This window comes from Delftia sp. Lp-1, from assembly GCF_020523835.1.
Taxonomy (GTDB): Bacteria; Pseudomonadota; Gammaproteobacteria; order Burkholderiales; family Burkholderiaceae_C; genus Comamonas; species Comamonas acidovorans.
The window spans coordinates 181,550-204,042 of record NZ_JAJALJ010000003.1 but is presented as its reverse complement, the minus strand read 5'-3'; the positions used below and the strand labels follow the sequence as shown (position 1 = coordinate 204,042).

General features: G+C 69.3%; 20 protein-coding genes. 15 read left to right on the top strand and 5 right to left on the bottom strand.

The window, feature by feature from the left end; genetic code table 11:
* The first annotated feature begins 32 nt into the window (after nt 1-32).
* A complete protein-coding gene (locus LGR64_RS21930) occupies nt 33-2,426 on the top strand; it encodes a DUF1631 family protein (RefSeq protein WP_141830879.1) in 2,394 nt (797 codons plus the stop codon).
* Nucleotides 2,427-2,541: 115 nt separating this feature from the next.
* Here LGR64_RS21930 and dprA read toward each other — a convergent pair whose 3' ends face one another.
* Nucleotides 2,542-3,759 carry a DNA-processing protein DprA gene (dprA, locus tag LGR64_RS21925; RefSeq protein ID WP_034389742.1) on the bottom strand — a complete coding sequence of 406 codons (1,218 nt, stop codon included), beginning with the start codon at nt 3,757-3,759 and terminating at the stop codon, nt 2,542-2,544.
* A 25-nt stretch (nt 3,760-3,784) separates the two neighbouring features.
* Complete coding sequence (locus LGR64_RS21920; RefSeq protein ID WP_034389740.1) at nt 3,785-4,990, bottom strand: LysM peptidoglycan-binding domain-containing protein; 1,206 nt, start codon at nt 4,988-4,990, stop codon at nt 3,785-3,787.
* 199 nt (nt 4,991-5,189) lie between these two features.
* Between LGR64_RS21920 and def the strand changes: the two genes are divergently transcribed.
* From def to LGR64_RS21880, 8 genes are all read left to right on the top strand, one after another.
* Entirely contained in the window at nt 5,190-5,702 is a 513-nt protein-coding gene (def, locus tag LGR64_RS21915; RefSeq protein WP_012202765.1) for a peptide deformylase, read from the top strand.
* On the top strand, nt 5,699-6,238 hold the full coding sequence (locus LGR64_RS21910) for a hypothetical protein (protein ID WP_063327534.1): 540 nt from the start codon (nt 5,699-5,701) through the stop codon (nt 6,236-6,238). The genes def and LGR64_RS21910 overlap by 4 nt, the downstream gene beginning before the upstream one ends.
* A gap of 35 nt (nt 6,239-6,273) precedes the next feature.
* Nucleotides 6,274-7,257, top strand: a complete 984-nt coding sequence (gene fmt, locus LGR64_RS21905) for a methionyl-tRNA formyltransferase (RefSeq protein WP_141830881.1) — start codon at nt 6,274-6,276, stop codon at nt 7,255-7,257.
* Nucleotides 7,254-8,117: an AzlC family ABC transporter permease gene (locus LGR64_RS21900; RefSeq protein ID WP_141830883.1), complete on the top strand. Its 864-nt coding sequence runs from the start codon at nt 7,254-7,256 to the stop codon at nt 8,115-8,117. The genes fmt and LGR64_RS21900 overlap by 4 nt, the downstream gene beginning before the upstream one ends.
* Nucleotides 8,117-8,452 (top strand): AzlD domain-containing protein, encoded by a 336-nt coding sequence (locus LGR64_RS21895; RefSeq protein ID WP_012202761.1) that lies wholly within the window; start codon nt 8,117-8,119, stop codon nt 8,450-8,452. The genes LGR64_RS21900 and LGR64_RS21895 overlap by 1 nt, the downstream gene beginning before the upstream one ends.
* Nucleotides 8,453-8,644: 192 nt before the next feature.
* On the top strand, nt 8,645-9,838 hold the full coding sequence (locus tag LGR64_RS21890; RefSeq protein ID WP_043783159.1) for a phosphoglycerate kinase: 1,194 nt from the start codon (nt 8,645-8,647) through the stop codon (nt 9,836-9,838).
* Nucleotides 9,839-9,958: 120 nt separating this feature from the next.
* Nucleotides 9,959-10,498 carry a hypothetical protein gene (locus LGR64_RS21885; protein ID WP_012202759.1) on the top strand — a complete coding sequence of 180 codons (540 nt, stop codon included), beginning with the start codon at nt 9,959-9,961 and terminating at the stop codon, nt 10,496-10,498.
* Nucleotides 10,495-11,094: a FlgO family outer membrane protein gene (locus tag LGR64_RS21880; protein ID WP_043825323.1), complete on the top strand. Its 600-nt coding sequence runs from the start codon at nt 10,495-10,497 to the stop codon at nt 11,092-11,094. The genes LGR64_RS21885 and LGR64_RS21880 overlap by 4 nt, the downstream gene beginning before the upstream one ends.
* A 74-nt stretch (nt 11,095-11,168) precedes the next feature.
* Here LGR64_RS21880 and LGR64_RS21875 read toward each other — a convergent pair whose 3' ends face one another.
* Nucleotides 11,169-12,050: a DMT family transporter gene (locus LGR64_RS21875; RefSeq protein ID WP_034389732.1), complete on the bottom strand. Its 882-nt coding sequence runs from the start codon at nt 12,048-12,050 to the stop codon at nt 11,169-11,171.
* 88 nt (nt 12,051-12,138) lie between these two features.
* On the opposite strand from LGR64_RS21875, the gene pyrF reads away from it, so the two are divergent.
* The 4 genes from pyrF (at nt 12,139) to LGR64_RS21855 (ending at nt 16,016) form a co-directional block, all read left to right on the top strand.
* Complete coding sequence (pyrF, locus tag LGR64_RS21870; RefSeq protein ID WP_141830884.1) at nt 12,139-12,966, top strand: orotidine-5'-phosphate decarboxylase; 828 nt, start codon at nt 12,139-12,141, stop codon at nt 12,964-12,966.
* Nucleotides 12,967-12,986: 20 nt separating this feature from the next.
* Entirely contained in the window at nt 12,987-13,892 is a 906-nt protein-coding gene (locus LGR64_RS21865) for a LysR family transcriptional regulator (RefSeq protein WP_141830886.1), read from the top strand.
* A 155-nt stretch (nt 13,893-14,047) separates the two neighbouring features.
* Entirely contained in the window at nt 14,048-15,031 is a 984-nt protein-coding gene (locus LGR64_RS21860) for a Bug family tripartite tricarboxylate transporter substrate binding protein (protein WP_141830887.1), read from the top strand.
* A 7-nt stretch (nt 15,032-15,038) separates the two neighbouring features.
* Nucleotides 15,039-16,016, top strand: a complete 978-nt coding sequence (locus LGR64_RS21855; RefSeq protein ID WP_141830888.1) for a succinylglutamate desuccinylase/aspartoacylase domain-containing protein — start codon at nt 15,039-15,041, stop codon at nt 16,014-16,016.
* A 3-nt stretch (nt 16,017-16,019) separates the two neighbouring features.
* On the opposite strand, the gene LGR64_RS21850 is transcribed toward LGR64_RS21855, so the two are convergent.
* Both LGR64_RS21850 and uvrA read right to left on the bottom strand, forming a co-directional pair.
* Nucleotides 16,020-17,174, bottom strand: a complete 1,155-nt coding sequence (locus tag LGR64_RS21850; protein ID WP_141830890.1) for an NAD(P)/FAD-dependent oxidoreductase — start codon at nt 17,172-17,174, stop codon at nt 16,020-16,022.
* An 8-nt stretch (nt 17,175-17,182) separates the two neighbouring features.
* Entirely contained in the window at nt 17,183-20,302 is a 3,120-nt protein-coding gene (uvrA, locus tag LGR64_RS21845; protein WP_230356997.1) for an excinuclease ABC subunit UvrA, read from the bottom strand.
* A 273-nt stretch (nt 20,303-20,575) separates the two neighbouring features.
* Between uvrA and LGR64_RS21840 the strand changes: the two genes are divergently transcribed.
* Together LGR64_RS21840 and ssb are read left to right on the top strand one after the other, a co-directional pair.
* On the top strand, nt 20,576-21,751 hold the full coding sequence (locus LGR64_RS21840) for an MFS transporter (RefSeq protein WP_141831140.1): 1,176 nt from the start codon (nt 20,576-20,578) through the stop codon (nt 21,749-21,751).
* A gap of 160 nt (nt 21,752-21,911) precedes the next feature.
* A complete protein-coding gene (gene ssb, locus LGR64_RS21835; protein ID WP_013804622.1) occupies nt 21,912-22,481 on the top strand; it encodes a single-stranded DNA-binding protein in 570 nt (189 codons plus the stop codon).
* Nucleotides 22,482-22,493: the final 12 nt, after the last annotated feature.

Genomic DNA, 22,493 nt, shown 5'->3' with positions numbered 1-22,493 from the left:
TTCTAGCTCCAGACCGGCTTACACTCGCGGGCATGCCCTCCCTGCCCACCCCTTCCAACGCGCCTGCTGGCACCCAGTCCTCACTGGGCCAGCAGGCGCGTTTGCATTGGGTGCGTGGACTGTGCAAGGGCCTGCCCGGCGTGGCCCAGCAGCTGCTGGCCCAGATGGAACAACAGGCCCAGGCCGTGGGCACCGCACGTGAAATGCAGGAGCGTCGCGAGGCCTGGTCCAGCTACCGCCAGCACCAGGCGGCCTGGCTGAATGCCTGCATGCAGGCCCTGCAGGGCGCACTGCAGCCGGGCAGGGCCACACCGGCCTCCGTGCCACAGCGCGGGGCGCTGCAGTTCGAGCTGCTCAGCGACGATGTGGTGGAGAACAAGATCCTGGCCTCCCGCATGGCGCTGGCCATGGGGGAAACCACGGCACCCGTCTTCGATACGCTGCGCCTGCGCATGCAGGCCATCGAAAACCAGGAACTGCCATCCGACGACATTCTGCGCAGCGAGTCCGTGTGCCGCCATCTGGTCGAGCAATGGCTCGCCAGCGGCCTGCAGCGCGGCGATCTGCAACGCGTGATCGATCTGCTGCAGACAGCCCTGGCACCGCTGCTGGTGGCCGGATACCAGGCGGCCCACCAGCTGCTGGACGGCCAGGGCGTCACCCGTTCGCAGGACGTGGCCATGCGGGTGCGGCGCACCGAGGGCGGCCACTCCACGCGCGCCATGGGCCTGGGCCCGGCCACGGCGCCTGCCTCGACCTCGCAGTCTTCCTCGGCCTATGCGCCCACGCAGATGGGCGGCGTGCCGGGCGCTGCCGCCTCCTATCCGCCCAACGGAGCACTGCCCCAGGGCCAGATGCCCGTGGGCCTGACAACACTTTCGCGCGCACGCCACCGCGCCCATGAAGTCGTGGGCCAACTGCGCCGCCTGCTCACGCAGCCGGGCGTGGGCGTGCCGGGCCTGGTGCCCGGCGTGGGCGGCGTGGGCGGTGGCCTGCAGCAGGCCCCCGCATCGGCCGCGCTGACCCAGGCCCTGCTGGAGCAGCGCGTCGTGGCCCAGACGCAGTACCAGCAGATGCTGGCCCGGGGACTGACCACGCTGCAAATCGATGCCAGCCCGGCCGCCATCGGCCAATTGGTGGGCCAGGTGCGCGAGCGCTCGGCCGAGCTCAAGCGCAAGGCCACCACCTCGGGTGAAAAGGCCACCATCGAGATCGTGGCCCTGATGTTCCAGGCCATCCTGACCGAGGACCGCATCCCGCCCTCGGTGCGCGTCTGGTTTGCCCGGCTGCAGGTGCCCGTGCTGCGCGTGGCCCTGGCCGAGCCGGAATTCTTCAGCAACCTGCGCCACCCGGCCCGGCTGCTGATCGACCGCCTGGGTTCGTGCGTGATGGGGTTCGACGCCTCCAGCATCAGCGGCAGCGCGCTGGAGTCGGAGATCCGGCGCATCGTCCAGGTCATCGAGCAGTACCCGGAGACCGGCCAGAAGGTCTTCGTGCTGGTGCTGCGCGAGTTCGAGGACTTCCTGGCGCGCTACCTGACCCAGTCGCAGGACAAGGCCAAGATCGTGAGCGTGGCCCAGCAGGTGGAGCAAAAGGAAACCCTGGCCATCCAGTACACGATCGAGCTGCGCCACCTGCTCACCGACATGCCGGTGCGCGAAGAGATCCGCGAGTTCCTGTTCAAGACCTGGACCGAGGTGCTGGCACTGGCCGCCGTGCGCCACGGCGCCAAGGACGCGCGCACCATGCGCTTCAAGCAGGCCGCCAGCGAACTGGTCTGGGCCGCCAGCGCCAAGCCCACGCGCCAGGAACGCTCGCGCGTGATCCAGACGCTGCCGACGCTGCTGCAGACACTGCGCGAAGGGCTGGCCCTGATCGGCGTCACGGGCGAGGGGCAGTCCGCACGCATCAAGCTGGTCACCGACACGCTGGCCGAAGCCTTCGTCTCCAAGACAGCGACCATCGCACCGGCCCGCATCGAGGCCATGGCCCAGCGGCTGTCCCATCTGGAGCAGTACATCAGCGAAGACGGCATGCTCGACGAGGACATGCCGCTGTCGCCCGAGAACATCGAGATGATCCTGGGCGTGGACACGGCCGGGCTCAACGTCATCCCGAGCACCAACACCCCCGTGGACCCGGTGATGCTGGAGTGGGCCACCTCGCTGGAGCCGGGCCGCTGGTTCACGCTGGACCACAACGGCGCGCGCATCCAGGTGCAATACACCTGGCGCAGCCGCCGCAAGCAGCTTCACCTGTTCGCCGCGCTCGATGGCACCTGCCACCTGCTGCAGCTGCGGCGCATGGCCTCCTACCTGCAGTCCGGCCTGCTGTCCGTGCATGACGAAGAGGCGCTCACGGTGCGCGCGACGCGCGATGCACTGGAGAAGATTCAGGCGAACCCTGAAAGGCTAAGCTCCCCCTGAGGCGCTACGCGCCTTCCCCCTCTCTACCCGCTTCGCGGGGGAGGGGGACGATGCCATCGCCGCGAGGCGGCTCTTGCTCGGCATCTCCCGCTTGGGGACGCGCCAGTTTTTGAGATCAGGCCTGGGCCAGGCGCTGGAACAGGCCGCCGGGCAGGCGCTCCACGCGGCCTTCCAGTTCCAGCTCCAGCAAGTGGGCCTGCAGGGCTGCGGCATCCATGCCTGTGCGGTCCATGAGCTCGTCCAGCGACAGCGGGTCGTGGGCCAGGGCGCGCAGGGTGGCGTCGTTCTCATGGTCCTGGGCGGGCTGAACAGCTGCCGCTGCCGCCGCTGCTGCCGGTACGGGCTTGGCAAGCGGCAGGCGCACGGCCGTTCCCTGCAGCTCATCGAGCACGTCCTGCGCCGTTTCCACGAGCTTGGCGCCCTGGCGCAGCAGCGCATGGCAGCCGCGCGACTGGGGCGCGTGGATGGAGCCGGGGATGGCAAAGACCTCGCGGCCCTGTTCGCTGGCCAGTCTTGCGGTGATCAGCGAGCCCGATTGCAGGGCCGCCTCGACCACCAGCGTGCCCTGCGACAGGCCCGCGATGATGCGGTTGCGCTGCGGAAAGTGTGCGGCCATGGGGCCGGTGCCCAGCGGATATTCGCTGACGATCAGCCCGTGGCTGGCCACTTCGCGGGCCAGGCCGATGTGGCGCCGTGGATAGACCTGGTCCAGGCCCGTGCCCACGACGGCAATGGTGACGGGCGCCGCCTGGGCGCCCGTGCGCAGCACCGCGCGTAGTGCGCCCTCATGGGCAGCGCCATCCACGCCCTGCGCCAGTCCGGAGACGATGCACAGGCCGGCCTCGGCCAGCGCCTGCGCCATGGCGCGCGCATTGGCCGCGCCCTGGACCGTCGGCCCGCGGCTGCCGACCATGGCCAGGGACTGTGGATAGGGGAACCAGGGACCAGAACCTGTCATGCAGCGCTCGCTGCCCTGCACATGCAGCAGCAGCGGCGGATCTTCGGTCTGCAGCAGCGCCTGCGGATACTGGGGATGGCCCAGCGCAAGCACGGCATGCAACTGCCCGGAAGCGGGCTGGTCCAGCCATTGCACCGTGGCCGCCACAAGCTGCTCCAGGCGCTGGGGCACGGTCTGCAGCGAATGGGCCTGTGCCGCCGTCACCAGGCCGTGCCAGGCGGCTGGAGGGCCGCTCCAGATGTTCTGCGCGCCACCGCAGGCCGCCAGCAGGCGCCGCGCCGTGGTGCGGCCCACGCCGGGCGTCAGCAGCAGCCGAAGCCAGGCGGACAGCTCCTCGGGAGCGAGCCGGTCGGTGGACTGCAAGGCGGCCGCCATGGCGTTGCCGGCAGGCCGCTGGGGCTCAGGGAGCCGGCGAGGTCAGGCTGTCGCCCACCTCGACGCCGCGCCGTGCCTCCAGGATCAGCGCGTAGGAGACGCGATCGAAGGTGCGGAACACCATGGCGTGGCCATTGCGTTCGTCGGGCAGCTGCACTTCTTCCTTCTTGTCGCCCGTCTTGTCCACGATGCGCACGCCACGGCGGATCAGCTCCAGCACCGTGCCCACGTCCATGCCGTCCTGCGTGCCCTTGTTGATGGCAATGACCTGGTTGTTGGCCGCCCAGCGCACGGCCTGGTCGCCGTACAGGGACACCACGTGGGCCTTCACGGCAGCCTGCGGCGCATGCGGCGCATAGTTCATGTAGGTTCGTTCCGGTGCGGGCAGCAGGCGGTCGCCAGCACGCATCTCGGTCTTGGCGCGCGACAGGTCCACCGTGGCGGGGGAGGCCTGCTCGTGCTTTTCGCCCTTGCTGTCCACGATCTCCAGCGAGGTCTCTCCCTCGATGAGATCGGCCAGGCCCAGGTACTTGGCCTCGTAGCCCAGCACCTCGCCGGAGATGGGGTCCTTGAGCGCCACCGCATCGCGGAAGACACGGTACTGGCGCGGCAGGCCGTCGCCCTTGCGCAGCGGCGCCTCGGCCGTACCACGCGCATAGGCGCGGTCACCGCTGGCCATGAGCACGCGCTCGTCCGTGGTGGCGATGAGGCGGGGTGCGCGCAGCAGCGTTTCGGCATCCACCACCAGCGGCTCGGCCAGGAAGGGCTCGATCAGATGGGGCTGCAGCGTGGGCAGGGCCGCCTGCGCCAGCGACTCGCTGCGCGTGCTCGGAGACACGCGCACCACACCGGGCTCGCCACCGTCGCCCATGGGACGCGCCGTGCTCAGGCGGGCATAGCCATCACGCTTGTCCAGGTACAGCACCTGGCCCGGATAGATGAGGTGTGGATTGGCGATGGCCTGCATGTTCATGCCCCACAGCTCGGGCCAGCGCCAGGGACGGCGCAGGTACATGCCGGAGATGCCCCACAGCGTGTCGCCGCGCTTGACGGTGTAGCTGTCGGGCGCATCGGGCGCCAGCTCGCCCACGGGAACGCCCTGCTGGGCCACCTGCTGGGCGGCCGAGCGCTGCGATGCCGTCACCGGAAGCTGCTGCGCGTGGGCCGCTGCGAACGCAGCGATCAGGGCCGTTGCGACAGTCCAGGTACGAGCTGTGGCGAATGCAGTCATGGAATTCCTCTTCTTGTGGCTGACGCAGCGTCCCTCCTAGGCACTGCGGCACGGCCGATCTTGTCATGAACGGCCATACAGGTCTTACAAATCAGCAAAGATTCTGCGTGCAAGGCCATGAGAGGGCAACGCTTATTGCGTCGTCCCGCTGCGCCCAGGCAGAAAAGTGGCGAAAATAACGACATTCACCGACCACGCCATGTCCATTCTGCCCATTCTTTGCTATCCCGACCCCCGCCTGCACACCGTCGCCAAGCCGGTTGCCAAGGTCGATGACCGCATTCGCCAGCTGGTCCAGGATATGTACGCCACCATGTATGACGCCCAGGGCGTGGGCCTGGCAGCCACCCAGGTGAACGTGCACGAGCGCGTGGTCGTGGTCGATGTCTCCGAAGGCCGTGACGAGCCCTTTGCGCTGATCAACCCGGAGCTGCTCTGGGCCAGCGAGGAAACGCAGCTGGGCGAAGAAGGCTGCCTGTCGGTGCCCGGCATCTACGACGGCGTCGAGCGCTCCACCGCCATCAAGGTCAAGGCGCTGGACGAGAACGGCAACGAACGCATCATCGAGGCCGAAGGCTTCAAGGCCATCTGCATCCAGCACGAGATGGACCACCTGATGGGCAAGGTCTTCGTCGAGTACCTGTCGCCGCTCAAGCGCAACCGCATCAAGACCAAGCTGCTCAAGCAGCAGAAACAGGCAGAACGCGCATGACCCACCTGCCAGCGCTTCGCTTCATGCCGCGCTGGAAGATGGACGGCGCGGGCCTCGTTGCCTGGGCGCTGCTTGCCCTGGCCTTGTCCCTGCTGCTTGCCGGCTGCGCCGTGCCCGAGTGGCAAAAGCCCGGCACGCCGCGCTCCGAGATCGAGCGCTCCATGGGCCGCCCGACCCTGAGCCTGCCGCTGGACGGTGGCGGCACGCGCCTGGTCTACAGCCGGCAGCCTGCGGGCCAGCAGGTCTACCACATGGATTTCGACGCCAGCCAGCGCCTGGTGCGCGTGGAGCAGGCGCTCACCATCGAACGCTTCCACGCCCTGCGCAATGGCGAGGACACCCGCGAAAGCGTGCGTCAGCTCTTCGGCCCGCCTGCGCTGATCGAGAGGGTCTACAGTTTCAACGGCGACATCTGGACCTACCGTATTCTGGAAAATGGCATTCGCCGCCAGGCCCATGTGCATATCGACCCCGCCGGCGTGGTGCGCCGCGTGATGTTCACCGACGAAGTGTTCAACGACGACGACCGTCGCTGAGCCTGCACACCGTCCCACTGTCCCTACTGGATTGCATGAGAGTCATTTTTGCCGGCACGCCCGAGTTCGCGCGCGTTGCCCTTGAACGCCTGCTCGCCGCGGGCTTTACCGTCCCCCTGGTGCTGACCCAGCCCGACCGTCCCGCCGGGCGCGGCATGAAGCTGCAGGCCTCGCCCGTCAAGCAGTGCGCGCTGGAGCATGGCATTGCCGTGGCCCAGCCGCGCAGCCTGCGCCTGGACGGCAAATACCCCGAAGAGGCCGCCGCCGCCCGTGCCGCCATCGAAGCGGCCCAGGCCGATGTCATGGTCGTGGCCGCCTATGGGCTGATCCTGCCGCAGTGGGTGCTCGATACGCCCCTGCGCGGCTGCCTGAACATCCACGCCAGCCTGCTGCCGCGCTGGCGCGGCGCCGCCCCCATCCACCGCGCCATCGAGGCCGGCGATGCCGAGACCGGCGTCACCATCATGCAGATGGACGCCGGCCTGGACACGGGCGACATGTGCCTGATCGAGCGCCTGCCCATCACCGCCGACGACACCACGGCCAGCCTGCACGACAAGCTGGCCGACCTGGGCGGGCGCCTCATCGTCGAGGCGCTGGAGATGAGCGCCTGCGGCGGCCTGCCGCGCACGCCCCAGCCCGCCGAGGGCGTGAACTACGCGCACAAGATCGAAAAGGCCGAAAGCCAGATCGACTGGCGCCAGGATGCCGAGGCCATTGCCCGGCGCCTGCGCGCCTTCAACCCCTTCCCGGGCGGCGCCACGCAGTACGGCGATGAAGCCATCAAGGTCTGGGAGGCTCACGCCGACCCCACCATCGCCGTGGCGACGGCAGCCCCGGGCACCGTGCTGTCCGCAGGCGCCGACGGCGTGCGCGTGGCCTGCGGCCATGGCGTGCTGTGCATGACGCTGCTGCAGCGCGCAGGCGGCAAGCGGCTGGCGGCTGGCGATTTCCTGCGCGGTTTCGATCTGCCTGAAGGAGCCGTTCTGGACGGCGCTGCCAGCGGCGGCACGCCATGAACCTGCAGCCCCTGGTGGAACGCGCACGCGGCATTGCGCGCGATCCCGCCTTCATGACCGGCGTGCGCGACATGTCGGGCACGGCGTTGGGCATCGGCGCCTGGGGCCTGGTCACGGGCGTGGCCATGATCAAGAGCGGCATGTCCCTGCCCCTGGCGCTGTTCATGGGCCTGCTGGTCTATGCAGGCAGTGCCCAGCTGGCCGTGCTGCCGCTGATGGCCGTGGGCGCGCCCATGTGGGTGGTCTGGTTCACGGCCATCTGCGTGAACCTGCGCTTCGTCATCCTCAGCAGCATGTGGCGCAGCTACTTTGCCCACCTGCGCCTGCGCCACCGCCTGGCCATCGCCTATTTCAGCGGCGACGTGATCTTCGTGGGCTTCATGAAACGCTACCCCGATGCCCGGCCCCAGCCCGAGCAGCTGCCCTATTTCTGGGGTGCCGCCTCGACCAACTGGCTGGCCTGGCAGATCCCGTCCACGCTGGGCATCCTGCTGGCCGACCAGGTGCCCCTGTCCTGGGGCCTGGGCTTTGCGGGCGTGCTGGCCCTGATGGGCGTGCTGCTGTCCATGCTCAACGACCGTGCCACGTGGGTGGCAGGCGTTGTTGCGGCCAGCGCGGCCGTGGCGGCCTTTGCGCTGCCGCTCAAGCTCAATATCCTCGTGGCCATCGCTGCAGCCGTGGCCGCAGGCCTGCTGGCAGAAACGCTGCAGCAGCGCCTGCGCGCACTGCAGGCGCCTGAAAAAGGGGAGCCAAGCCCGGTGATTCTCCCGCCCGATACAGCCCGCGGCGAGCGCCATGCCCGGCTGCCGCTGGACGAAGACGCCCGGCCCGTGGAAACCAAGGAAAAGGAAACGCTCTGATGGATCTGTCCTGGCTGTGGCCCTGGCTGGCCTGCGTGGGCCTGGCGGCCATCACGCTGTTCACACGCGCCTTCTTCCTGATTCCCGAGCGCGAGGTGCCCCTGCCGCAATGGCTCAAGCGCGGCCTCAAGTACGCGCCGCTGGCGGCCCTGGCGGCCGTGATTGCGCCCGAGATCGTGATGACCAACGGCCGGCTGATCTCCACCGTGGTCGATGCGCGCCTGCCGGCCCTGGCTTGCGCGGTCATGTATTTTTTTTACAAGCGCAGCATCATGGGCACGATCGCGCTTGGCATGGCGGTCTATCTGCCACTGCATATCGGCCTGGGCTGGTAGGCGCAGCGCGGGCGAGAGCGGCCGAGAGCGCCCGGCTCCCCGGCTGAAACCGGATTACAGGCGCTCCCGATGCCCCGGATCGCCGGTGCGCCCGCCCGCTGCCAGGGCGGGCACGCCGCCTACAATGGCCGCGCTTTACCTCTTTTTCGTTTCAATTCCATGGCGATCGCCACCGATCGCAACGCCGCCGTCATGAACATTCTCCGTTTCTCCGATCTGTGCGCCCAGGGCAAGGCCCAGGGCCAGCGCGTCTTCATCCGCGCCGACCTTAACGTGCCCCTGAACGATGCCGGCGAGATCACCGAGGACACGCGCGTGCGCGCCTCCGTGCCCGCCATCGAGATGGCACTGAAGGCCGGCGCCGCCGTGATGGTGACCAGCCACCTGGGCCGCCCCACCGAAGGCGAGTTCAAGCCGGCCGATTCGCTGGCGCCCGTGGCCCGCCGCCTGGGCGAGCTGCTGGGCCGCGAAGTGCCCCTGGTCGCCGACTGGGTGGACGGCGTGCAGGTGGCGCCCGGCCAGGTCGTGCTGCTGGAGAACTGCCGCGTGAACGTGGGCGAGAAGAAGAACAAGGAAGAACTGGCCCGCAAGCTGGCCGCGCTGTGCGACATCTTCGTGCACGACGCCTTCGGCACTGCCCACCGTGCCGAAGGCACGACCTACGGCATCGCCCAGTTCGCGCCCATTGCCTGCGCGGGCCCCCTGCTGTCGGCCGAGATCGACGCCATCACCAAGGCCCTGGCCAACCCGCGCCGCCCGCTGGCCGCCATCGTGGCTGGCTCCAAGGTGTCGACCAAGCTGACCATCCTGCAGTCGCTGGCCAAGAACGTGGACCAGCTCATCGTGGGCGGCGGCATTGCCAACACCTTCATGCTGGCGGCGGGCCTGAACATCGGCAAGAGTCTGGCCGAGGCCGACTTGGTCGGCGAGGCCCGTGCCGTGATCGACGCCATGGCCGCACGCGGCGCCGAGGTGCCGATTCCCACCGACGTGGTGGTCTCCAAGACCTTTGCGGCCGACGCGCCCGCCACCGTCAAGAAGGCCACCGAAGTGGCTGACGACGACATGATCCTGGACATCGGCCCCGAGACCGCCGCCCGCCTGGCCGAGCAACTGCGCAAGGCCGGCACCATCGTCTGGAACGGCCCCATGGGCGTGTTCGAGTTCGACCAGTTCGCCAACGGCACCAAGGTCGTGGCCCAGGCGATTGCCGAGTCCGACGCCTTCAGCATCGCCGGTGGCGGCGACACCCTGGCCGCCATCGCCAAGTACGGCATCGAGGACAAGGTCGGCTACATCTCCACGGGCGGCGGCGCCTTCCTGGAGGTGCTGGAAGGCAAGACCCTGCCCGCCTTCGAGATCCTGCAAAAGCGCGCCAACGGCTGAGCACGGCAACATCCGGATACGGGGCACTTTCTTGTCAGTGCCTCGCGGCGAAGCCACAATCGACACTTTGCGCAGCTGCAGCAATCCGCCGCAGCGCGCCCCCGCACCGAGGAGAAATCCATGCGATCGTTCAAATCCGCTGGCGGCCTGGCCCTGGCGGGCCTCTGCCTGGCCCTGGCGGGCTGCGTCAATGCACCGATGACCAGCTACTTCGAAGCCACGGCCCAGCCCAAGATCGGCGCTGCCGGCCACTGGGACTCCGTGGCCAACGATGTCGTCGCCAAGACGCTGGAAACACTGCAAAAGACCGGCATCGAGCGCACCACTCCGGTCCACGTGGCCCTGCCGGCTGAGCCCAGCCAGTTCGACAAGGGTTTTCGTGAGCTGATCATCACCAAGCTCGTGCAAAGCGGCGTGACCGTCATGCAACAGCCGGCCCAGGCCCAGCTGCAGGTGAGCTATGGCGCCCAGGTCGTGCGCCACGGCAAGCGCCTGCCCAACCCCGAACTCGTGCTGACGACGACGGTGGTGCGCAACAACCAGTACTTGGCGCGCAAGACCGACGTCTACTACCTCGAAAAGAGCGACGCCGTGCTGTTCACGGCCGAGGACGAGCGCCCCGAATTCCCCGCCAAGAACCTGAAGGTGGTGGGCCAATGACGCTGCGCACGCCTTTCCTGCCGGCCGCGCTGGCTGCGGCGGCCCTGCTGTCCGCCTGCGCCGTGCCCGCTCCCGCGACCACGCCCGAATCGTCGGCCGCGCGCCGCGGCGAGCCCACCTACCAGTCGGCCGCAGCCAACCCTTTCATCGCCAGCAGCCGCGCTGCCGTGGACGAGCTGGTCAAGGGCCTGAACACCGAGGAACTGGGCGAGGCGCCCGTGCTCGTGGCCACCGTGGTCAACGTCAACGACCTGACGCGCTCGGCCCCGCTGGGCCGCACGCTCAGCGAGCTGTACGCCTCCCAGCTGTCCGCCAAGGGCTACAACGTCAAGGAGCTGAAGCTGCGCGGCGATGTGTACGTCAAGGAAGGCACGGGCGAGCTGCTGCTGTCGCGCGAGATCAAGGACATCGCCCGCAACCACAATGCGGCCCTGGTCCTGGTGGGCACGTACTCGGCGGCTGCCAAGTACACCTATGTGAGCCTGAAGCTGGTTCGCACCGACGACAGCCGCATCGTGCGCAGCCACGACTACGCGCTGCCCAACAACATCGACATCCAGCGCCTGCTGGGCGCCCCGGCCACGGCGCAACGCTGAGGCCCTGCAGCCTGACTGCGCCCGTGTGCGCAGTCAGGCTGCGTCTTCTTCTCCCGACCTTCCCCTGCTTGCCCTCAGCGGCCGCGCGCAGGCCACAGCACCGAGGCGATGGCCACCACCATCAGCGCCACGGCCGTCCAGTCCTGCCAGTGCAGCACCTCGCCCAGCCACCAGGCGCCGCTGAACACGCCCAGCACGGGGATCATCATCACGCTCAGCGTGGACGCCACGGGCGGCAGGCTGCGCGCCAGGAAGAACCAGACCGTCTGGCCAAAGCCCAGCACCAGCACGCCGTTGAAGACGATGGCGCCCGTGGCCTGGGCATCGGGCCAGTGCCACAGGTGGCGCTCGAAGACGAAGGCCAGCACCGTGAGCGTCAGCGCGGTCAGCGCCACCATCCACAGCGTCATGGTCAGCAGGGGCACGGGCACCTCGGCGCGGCGCAGCTTCTGCGTGCCGAAGGCCCAGCTCAGCGCGGCGGCCAGCATCAGGCCCACGCCGATGGGGCGGCTGCCCAGGGCGCCGACCTCGTGCCACAGCAGCAGGAGCACGCCCGCCAAGGCCGCCGCCACACCCGCCCAGGCACGCGGCGCCAGCCGGTCATGGAAGAACAGGCTGCCCAGCACGGCCGAGAAGATGGGCATGGTGTAGCCCAGGATGGCCGCCCGCCCGCTGGACAGCATGGGGATGGCAATGATGATCAGGCTGTTCCACAGCACCATGTTGAACAGCGTCAGCTGCGCCAGCCGGGGCCAGTAGGCACGCGGCACGGCCAGTGGCAGGCGGCGCCAGACCACGAAGGCCGCCAGGATGGGCAGGCCCACCCACATCGAGGCCATGCGGAAACTCAGCGGCGGGAAATGCTGCACGCCCAGCTTCATCACCGGCCAGTTGATGCCCCAGATCAGGGTCAGCGCGATCAGCAAAAGGATTTGTCGGGCAGTGAAGGCAGGCATAGGCCGCCGATTGTGCCCGCGGGCCGCCAGGCCCGCTGGATGCCCGGCGACAGGCCCCGGGAAGGGCCGATCGCTAAAATCGCGCCCCATGACCTTTCTCGACATGCTGCGCAATGCCACCGCCCAGAACCAATCCATGCTATGCGTGGGCCTGGACCCCGAACCCAGCCGCTTTCCTGCGGCCATGCGCGGCGATGCAAGCAAAATCTACGACTTCTGCGCCGCCATCGTCGAGGCCACGGCCGATCTGGTGAACTCCTTCAAGCCCCAGATCGCCTACTTCGCGGCCCACCGCGCCGAAGACCAGCTGGAAAAGCTCATGGCCCACATGCGCGCCGTCGCGCCCCATGTGCCCATCATCCTGGACGCCAAGCGAGGCGACATCGGCTCCACCGCCGAGCAGTACGCCAAGGAAGCCTTCGAGCGCTATGGCGCCGATGCCGTGACCCTGTCGCCCTTCATGGGCTTCGACTCCATCACACCCTACCTGCAGTACGAGGGCAAGGGCGCCTTCCTGCTGTGCCGCACCTCCAACCCCGGCGGCGACGACCTGCAGGCGCAGCGCCTGGCCGATCTGCCGGGCCAGCCCCACCTGTTCGAGCATGTGGCGCGCCTGGCGCAGGGCCCCTGGAACACCAACGGCCAGCTCGGCCTGGTGGTGGGCGCCACGCGCCCGCAGGAGATCGAGCGCGTGCGTGAATTCGCGCCCTCGCTGCCGCTGCTGATTCCCGGCGTGGGCGCCCAGGGGGGCGATGCCGTGGCCACGGTCAAGGCGGCGCGCATCGGCGGCGGCCCCATCATCATCAATTCCTCGCGTGCGGTGCTCTATGCATCGCAGGGCGACGACTTCGCTGCCGCCGCGCGCACAGCCGCCCAGGCCACGCGCCAGACGCTGCAAGACGCAGCCGCCGCCTGAGACGGCAGGGAAGCCCGGCCATGCAAGGCAAATGGCTGGAAGACTTCCTGCTGCTGGCCCAGGAGCGCAGCTTCACGCGCGCGGCCGAGCTGCGCCATGTCACCCATCCGGCCTTCGGGCGGCGCATCCGTGCGCTGGAGGCCTGGGCCGGCACGCCCCTGGTCGAGCCCGGAGGCGGCCCCGTGCGGCTGACGCCGGCCGGCGAAGCCTTCCGCGACACGGCCGAGCAACTGGTGCGCACGCTGGCCCAGTCGCACGATGAACTGCAGGCCGTGGCCGGGCGCCAGGCCCGCGTGATCACCCTGGCCACGGGGCGCACGCTGGCGCGCACCATCGTGGCCGACTGGCTGACGCGCAACGGCAGCGTGCTGCAGACGGCCGAGCTGCGCGTGGTCACGCGCACGCTGGACGAGACCGTGGCCATGCTGCAGCGCGGCGAAGTCAGCTTCACGCTGGTCTACCACCACGCCGCCATTGGCGTGCGCCTGGACGGCCGCCAGTTCAGCTACCTGACGGTGATGCAGGACAGGCTGGTGCCCGTGGCCCGCGCCGATGCCCAGGGCCGTCCGATGTACGAGCTGTCGGCCAGCCACCAGCCCGTCGCTCCCGTGCCCTACCTGGCCTTCTCGCACAGCATGGCCCTGGGCCGCCTGGTGGAAGACCACCTGGCCCGGCATCCGCTGGCGCCGCGTCTGCGCCGCTGCGTGGACTGCGACTCGGCCGACGCCCACTACGAATACGTGCTGCGCGGCCTGGGCCTGGCCTGGATGCCGTGGTCCATGGTGCGCGGCGACTGCCAGGCCGGCCGCCTGGCCGTGGCCGGCGACCCGGGCCTGGAAGTGCACTTCGACGTGCGCCTGTACCGTCCCAAGCGCCACCTGGGTCCTGCAGCCGAGCAGTTCTGGAGCGACATCACGGGCGCCTGACGGGTGCATGCATGCGCTCTCCTGGTGCAAACCCGCACAGCGCTGTGGAACAAGCGGGTTTTGGTGCTGCAATGGCTCCGCCTCGTGCCGAATCAGCACCAAATGCCTGGGTAGTCCTTCGCACAATCAATCTCATACATTTCAGGAATAACCCCATGCCCAGCAACTCCCTCCTGCGCCGCACCGCCCTGGCCTGCGGCCTGCTGATCGCTGCCACCGGCAGCGCCTTGGCCGACGACGCCGCCAGCTACCCCAACCGCGCCATCACCATGATCGTGGGCTACCCCGCCGGCGGCAGCACCGACTTGGTGGGCCGCTTCGTGGCCGATGGCCTGGCCTCGCGCCTGGGCCAGCCCGTGGTGGTGGAGAACCTGGGCGGCGCAGGCGGCGCCATCGGCGCGCAAAAGGCCGTCAAGGCCACGCCCGACGGCTACACGCTGTTCGTGGGCGCCAACAACGAGCTGGCCATCGCACGGCTGATCAACAAGAGCATCAAGTACTCCATCGGCGACTTCACGCCCATCGGCATGATCGGCTCCCAGCCCATGGTGCTGGTGGCCTCGCAGAAGGCCGGCGTCAAGACAGCCGCCGAGTTCAGCGCCCTGGTGGCCAAGAACCCGGGCAAGTTCAGCTACGGCAGCTCGGGCGTGGGCACGGCACTGCACCTGGCCGGTGAAATGATCAAGGAGCAGGGCAAGCTGCACATGACCCACATCCCCTACCGGGGCGTGGCGCCCCTGACCACGGACCTGGTGGGCAACAACATCGAGTTCGGCATGTTCGTGCTGTCCTCGGGCCTGCCCCAGATCCGCGCGGGCAAGGTCATCGCCCTGGGCACGACGGAGGCCAAGCGCTCGGCCATCACGCCCGACATCCCGGCCCTGTCCGAGCTGCCCCAGTACAAGAACGTGGACATCAACGTCTGGTTCGCGCTGATGGCGCCCAAGGGCCTGCCCGCACCCGTGGCCGCCAAGGTCAAGAAGGCGCTGGACGAGACCATGGCCTCGCCAGAGTTCCGCAAGAAGATGGAAGAGTCAGGCTCGGTGGTGGCCGATCCCAAGACGGATGCCGGCAAGTACATCAACGCCGAGATCGCCAAGTACACAAAAATCGTCCAGTTTGCCCACATCGAGAACTGAGCCAGCCATGGACGCTTTGCAATTTGACCTTCCCCTGCCCGACCTGAGCGCCTGGCGCGCGGGCAATACCGGTACCGATGGCGTGTGGCAATTCGACTCGGGACGCCCGGGCCGCCACGTGATGATTTCCGCGCTGGTGCATGGCAACGAGATCTGCGGCGCCTGGGCCGTGTCCGGGCTGCTTCAGGCCCTGAACAACGGCCTGGCGCTGGACAACGGCCGCCTGACCCTGGTGCTGGCCAACCTCGATGCCTTCGACCGCTTCGACGCGGCCAGCCACGATGCCTCGCGCTTTGTGGACGAGGACATGAACCGCCAGTGGATAGACGCACGCATCGACGAGGGCAGCACCCGCGAACGCCGCCGCGCCGCCGCGCTGCGCCCCTTCGTGCAGCAGGCCGACTGGCTGCTGGACCTGCATTCCATGCACGAGCCCTCGGCCCCGCTGCTGCTGACCGGCATGCAGCCGCGCAACCGCGATCTGGCACGCCAGATGGGCGCGCCGGCGAACATCGTCGTGGATGCCGGCCACAAGGACGGCACGCGGCTGCGCGACTACGGGCGCTTCGGCCTGCCCGACGCCGAGGCCGGCGACTCGCGCTCGCTGCTGATCGAATGCGGCTTCCATGGCGATCTGGCCAGCCGCGATGTGGCGCACGACCAATGCCTGCGTTTCCTCCAAGTGGCCGCCATCTTCGACAACGGCGCGTTGCACGCCGCCCTGCCCGGCTGGAAGCAGGCCGACGCACCGGCCCAGTGGGCGCTGGAAGTCACGGCGCCCGTGGTGGCCAAGAGCAGCGGCTTTCGCTTCACGGCGCCGTTCACGGGGCTGGAGCGCTTCGAGAAGGCCGGCACGGTGATCGGCGACAACGATGGCGAGCCGGTGATCACGCCCTATGGCGACTGCGTGCTGGTCATGCCCTCGGTGCGCCAGGCGCGCGCGGGCGTGACCGTGGTGCGCTTTGCGCGGCGCTCGCCGCTCTGAGCCTCAGCCGCGCTGGCAGCGCGCGGGCGACAGCCGTTCAGGCTCCACGCCCTGCGCGGCCAGGCGCGCATCCAGCGGCTCGCCGCGCAGCAGGTTGCGCGCCAGCAGGCTGTAGCCGAAGGCGCTCTGTATGCCGTAGCCGCCCTGGGCGGCCACCCAGAAAAAGCCCGGCAGCGGCGCAGGCGAGGCATCCCAGCCAATGGCCATCTCGCCGTCGGCCACAAAGCTGCGCAGCCCGGCCCAGGTGTGGGAGGGGCGACGGATCTGCAGCGTGGTCACTTCCTCGATGCGCCAGATGCCCGTGGCCACGTCCAGTTCCTCGGGCGCCACGTCCTGCGGCGCCACGGGGTCGGCGTTGGCGGGCGATCCCAGCAGTTGGCCCGCATCGGGCTTGAAGTAAAAGCCCTCGTCGGCGCTGATCACGGCGGGCCAGTGCGCGGCGTCCATGCCTTCGGGCACGGCAAAGGTGAAGGCACTGCGCCGCTTGGGCACCAGGCCTATGGGCGCTGCGCCCGCCAGCGCACCCAGCGCATCGGCCCAGGCGCCAGCGGCGTTGACCACGCAGCGCGCACGCACCTGGCTGCCGTCGGCCAGGTCCACGGTCCAGACACCTGCGGCATGCGCCAGCGCACGGACCTCGGCGCTGCAGCGCAGCTCGCCGCCGCACTGGCGCAGGCCGCGCAGGAAGCCCTGGTGCAGGCCATGCACGTCGATGTCGCGCGCGCCGTCGTCCGCAAAGCCATCGACCAGCAGCGTGGTGTTCAGGCAGGGCACCAGGGCCTTGAGTTCATCGGGCCCCAGGCGCCGCGCCTGGGGCGAGTGCAGGAGCGCCTCGGCATGGGCGGCATCGAGCAGGTCCTTCTGCGCGGCCGTGCCCACATAGAGCACGCCGCGCGGCGCCAGGATGGGCGCCTGCACAAAGCCTTGCGGCGGCTGCTCGTAGAAGGCGCGGCTGGCGCGCGTCAGCGCCTGGACCTGCAGCGGGCCATAGTGCTCCTCATACAGAGCGGCCGAGCGGCCCGTGCTGTGGTAGCCGGGCTGGGATTCGCGCTCCAGCACCAGCACCGAGGCCTGGCCGTCGCGCGCCAGCTGCCAGGCTACCGAGGCACCGGCCATGCCCGCGCCCACCACCACGAAATCACGGATGCTGCTGTCCATGGCCGGCCTCACTGTGCTTTCCGACGACCAGCCTTGGCCGCTGCAGGAGCCGCCACCGACGCTGCCTCCAGATAGGGCCGCAGGTAGCGCCCCGTGTGGCTGGCCGGGTTGGCCGCCACGTCCTCGGGCGTGCCCGTGGCCACCACCTGGCCGCCGCCCGAGCCGCCTTCGGGGCCCATGTCGATGATCCAGTCGGCCGTCTTGATCACGTCCAGGTTGTGCTCGATGACCACGATGGTGTTGCCCGCATCGCGCAGCTGCTGCAGCACTTTGAGCAGCAGGGCGATGTCGGCGAAGTGCAGGCCCGTCGTGGGCTCGTCCAGGATGTAGAGCGTGCGCCCCGTGTCGCGCTTGGACAGCTCCTGGGCCAGCTTGACGCGCTGCGCCTCGCCGCCCGACAGCGTGGTCGCGCTCTGGCCCAGGCGGATATAGGACAGGCCCACGTCCAGCAGGGTCTGCAGCTTGCGGGCGATGGTGGGCACGTCCTTGAAGAAGGCATGGGCGTCCTCCACCGTCATCTCCAGGATCTGGGAGATGTTGCGGCCCTTCCACTGCACCTCCAGCGTCTCGCGGTTGTAGCGCTGGCCGTTGCAGATGTCGCAGGGCACGTAGACATCGGGCAGGAAGTGCATCTCCACCTTGACCACGCCATCGCCCTGGCAGGCCTCGCAGCGGCCGCCGGCCACGTTGAACGAGAAGCGCCCGGGGCCGTAGCCGCGCTCCTTGGCGGTGTTGGTCTCGGCCATCAGGTCGCGGATGGGCGTGAACAGGCCCGTGTAGGTGGCCGGGTTGCTGCGCGGCGTGCGGCCTATGGGCGACTGGTCCACATTGATGACCTTGTCGAAATGGCCCATGCCGATGATGTCGTCGTGCGGCGCGGCCTCGCCGCCAGCACGGTGGATCTGGCGCGCCGCCTCGGTATAGAGCGTGTCGTTGACCAGGGTGCTCTTGCCCGAGCCCGAGACGCCGGTCACGCAGGTCAGCAGGCCCACGGGAAAGTCCGCCGTCACGCCCTTGAGGTTGTGGCCGCGTGCGCCCACCACGCGCAGGGCCTGCAGTTGCGGCGCGCCGGGGGCGGTTGCGTTGTCGGGATTGGCGGGGGGCTGCTGGGCGCGGGCCGGGAAGCCCTTGGCCGCTGGCCGGGCCTCGCCCTCGGCCGTTGCCTCCAGCACGGGTTGCCAGGGCGTGCGCCGCGCAGGCACTTCGATGCGCTGGGTGCCCGCCAGGTAGCGGCCCGTGGGTGAATCGGGGTTGGCGCGCACCTCTTCGTAGCTGCCCTGGGCCATGACGCGGCCGCCATGCACGCCCGCGCCGGGCCCCAGGTCGATGATCTGGTCGGCCGCGCGCATCATGTCCTCGTCGTGCTCGACCACGATGACGCTGTTGCCGATGTCGCGCAGGTGCTGCAGCGTGCCGATGAGCTTGTCGTTGTCGCGCTGGTGCAGGCCGATGCTGGGTTCGTCCAGCACATACATCACGCCCGTCAGGCCGCTGCCGATCTGGCTAGCCAGGCGGATGCGCTGGGCCTCGCCGCCCGACAGCGTGTCGGCCCCGCGCTCCAGGCTCAGGTAGCTCAGGCCCACGTCGTTGAGGAACAGCAGGCGCGAGGCGATCTCGCGCACCACCTTGCCCGCGATCTCCGCCTTGGCGCCCGACAGCTGCAGGGACGCGCACCAGGCATGGGCCTCGGCCAGCGTGGCATGGCCCACCTCGTAGATGGCGCGGGCCTGCTCGCCCTCGCCGATGCGCACGAAGCGCGCCTCACGGCGCAGCCGCGTGCCGCCGCAGTCGGGGCAGACGGCGACGCTGCGCAGCCGCGCCAGGTCGTCGCGCACCACGCTGGATTCGGTCTCGCGCCAGCGCCGCGTGATGTTGGGGATGATGCCCTCGAAGGGATGGCTCTTGACCATGGACTCGCCCTTGCGCGCGCCGCTGTCGAAGACGTAGCTGAAGGGCATTTCCTCTTCGCCCGAGCCCCAGAGCACCACATGGCGCACCTTCTCGGGCAGCTCCTCGAAGGGCAGCTCCACATCGGTGCCGTAGTGGCGCGCCACGCTCTCCAGCATGGAGAAGTAGTAGCCGTTGCGCCGGTCCCAGCCCTTGACGGCGCCGCTGGCCAGGCTCAGCGTGGGGAAGGCGACCACGCGCTCGGGGTCGAAGGACTCCGTGCAGCCCAGGCCGTCGCAGCCCGGGCAGGCGCCCATGGGCGAGTTGAACGAGAACAGGCGCGGCTCCAGCTCGGGCAGCGAATAGCTGCACAGCGGGCAGGCGAACTTGGCGCTGAAGAGGTGTTCCTTGCCGCTGTCCATCTCCAGGGCGATCACGCGGCTGCCGGCGTCGGCGCCACCCGCGCGCAGGGCGGCCTCGAAGCTCTCGGCCAGGCGCTGCTGGGCGTCGGCGCGCACCTTGAGGCGGTCGATCACCACGTCGATGTCGTGGCGCTCGTTCTTCTCCAGCGCGGGCAGGGAATGGGACTCGTGGATCTTGCCGTCGATGCGAAAGCGCACATAGCCCTGGGCCTGCATCTGCGCGAACAGCTCGGCGAACTCGCCCTTCTTGTTGCGCGCCAGCGGCCCCAGCACCATGAGGCGCGTGTCCTCGGGCAGGGCCAGGGCCGCATCCACCATCTGGCTGATGGTCTGGGACTGCAGCGGCAGGTTGTGGTCGGGGCAGTAGGGCGTGCCGGCGCGTGCGAACAGCAGGCGCAGGTAGTCGTTGATCTCGGTCACCGTGCCCACGGTGGAGCGCGGGTTGTGGCTGGTGGCCTTCTGCTCGATGCTGATGGCGGGCGACAGGCCCTCGATCAGGTCCACATCGGGCTTGTCCAGCCGCCCCAGGAACTGGCGCGCATAGGCCGACAGGCTCTCCACATAGCGGCGCTGGCCCTCGGCATACAACGTGTCGAAAGCCAGGCTGGACTTGCCCGAGCCCGACAGCCCGGTGATCACCACCAGCCGGTTGCGCGGAATGTCCAGGTCGATGTTCTTGAGGTTGTGCGTGCGCGCACCGCGGATGGCGATGCGTGACTGCGCCAGCGCCAGGCCAAGGTAGCGGCCGTCGGGCTGGGAGCGGGAGTCGGCGGCCCGGTCCAGGCCGCCGTCTTCGGAAATCGTGTGGGAACCAGGCATCGGGAAAACCCCTGCGAAGGCGAACCCGCCATGATAGGTCAGAACCCGTGCCACCGCATGGCGGCTCGGTCTGCGGGGCGGCAGGGCCTTCTGCGACGCCCATTCACAAAACTGTCTTGCACTGCCTTGCATAACCCAGCCACCCCGCAGCGCCGGCCTATGGGCGAGAATGGCGGATTGCTTGCCCCCACAACAGTGCACCCCGTGCTCGATTCCCCCACACCCGTCCACGGCGCCCAGGCGCCAGCCCCCTCTTCGGCCGCATCGGGCCGCATGACCTCGCAGGAACGCCGATCCAGCGCCAGCCTGGCGCTGATCTTTGCGCTGCGCATGCTGGGCCTGTTCCTGGTGCTGCCGGTGTTCGCGCTGGAGGCCCGCAAGTACCCGGGCGGTGACGATCCGGCCATGATCGGCCTGGCCATGGGCCTGTACGGGCTCACCCAGGCCGTGTTCCAGCTGCCCCTGGGCCTGGCTTCGGACCGTTTCGGGCGCAAGCGCGTCATCGTCGCCGGGCTGCTGGTCTTTGCGGCGGGCAGCCTGCTGGCGGCCACGGCCGACTCGCTGCTGGGCCTGATGTGGGGCCGGGGCCTGCAGGGCGCAGGCGCCGTCTCGGCCGCCGTGACCGCGCTGCTGGCCGACCTCACGCGCGACAGCGTGCGCACCAAGGCCATGGCCATGGTGGGCGGCAGCATCGGCCTCATGTTCGCGCTGGCCCTGGTGCTCAGTCCCCTGCTGGCGGCCTGGGGCGGGCTGCCCGGCATCTTCGGCCTGACCTGCGCCCTGGCGCTGGCGGGCATTGCCGTCGTGCTCTGGGTCGTCCCGCCCGAGCCCGCGCGCCACGCCGACCAGCCGCGCGGCCGCATGGCCGATCTGTGGCGCCACGGCGACCTGGTGCGGCTGAACCTGGGCGTGTTCGTGCTGCACACCGTACAGATGTCCATGTGGGTGGCCGTGCCCGCCATGCTGGTGCAGGCAGGCCTGGACAAGCAGGCGCACTGGCATGTCTACCTGCCGGCCGTGGTGCTGTCCTTCGCCGCCATGGGCGGCCTGTTCGCCATGGAGCGGCGCGGGCGCCTGCGCGCGGCCCTGCTGGGCGCCATCGCCCTGATCACCCTCGTGCAGATCGGCCTGGGCCTGCTGGCGGCCGGCGGCGCGCAGCCGCCACTGTGGGCCATGGCCGTGCTGATGTTCGTGTTCTTCTGCGGCTTCAACGCGCTGGAGGCCACCCAGCCCAGCCTGGTATCGCGCATGGCCCCGGCCCCGCTGCGCGGCGCGGCGCTGGGCGCCTACAACACCCTGCAATCGCTGGGCCTGTTCGCAGGCGGCGCGTTGGGCGGCGCCGTCGCCAAATGGGCTGGCATGCCGGGCCTGTTCACCCTGACGAGCGTCCTGGCCGTGCTGTGGCTGGTCGTCACCTGGCCGCTGCGCCCCGTGGGCCGCCACGGCTGAACGGCGGATTTTCAGACGGTTACAAGCCGCCGCCACAGACGGTTGCCACGGGATATCCGCCCCCTGCCATCGGCGGACGGCTTGCGGCACAATGGCGCGTCTGGCCCGGGATCCATCCCTCTATGCCCGGGCCACTTCCCTATGTAAAGGTATTTCACTCATGGCATCCGTCAACAAAGTCATCATCGTCGGCAACCTCGGACGCGACCCCGAAATGCGCACCTTCCCGAGTGGCGATCAGGTGGCCAACGTGACCATCGCCACCACCGACCGCTGGCGCGACAAGAACACCGGCGAGAACAAGGAAGCCACCGAGTGGCACCGCGTGGTCTTCAACGGCCGTTTGGCCGAAATCGTGGGCCAGTACCTGCGCAAGGGCAGCCAGGTCTATGTCGAAGGCAGCCTGCGCACCCGCAAGTGGACCGACCAGGCCTCCGGCCAGGAACGCTACGCCACCGAAATCCGTGCCGACAGCATGCAGATGCTGGGCAGCCGCCAGGGCGGCGGCGGTGGCCAGCAAGGCGGCGGCTACGGCGATGAAGGCTACGGCGACAGCGGCTACGACGCTCCTCCCCAGCAGCAACAACAGCGCCGCCCGGCCCCTGCCCCCATGGCAGCGCCCGCACCGCGCCAGGCCCCTCCCCAGCGCCCCGCTCCCGCACCCATGGCACCCCCGCCGCAGCGCGCAGCCTCGGGCTTTGACGATATGGATGACGACATTCCGTTCTGATCCGGACCATCA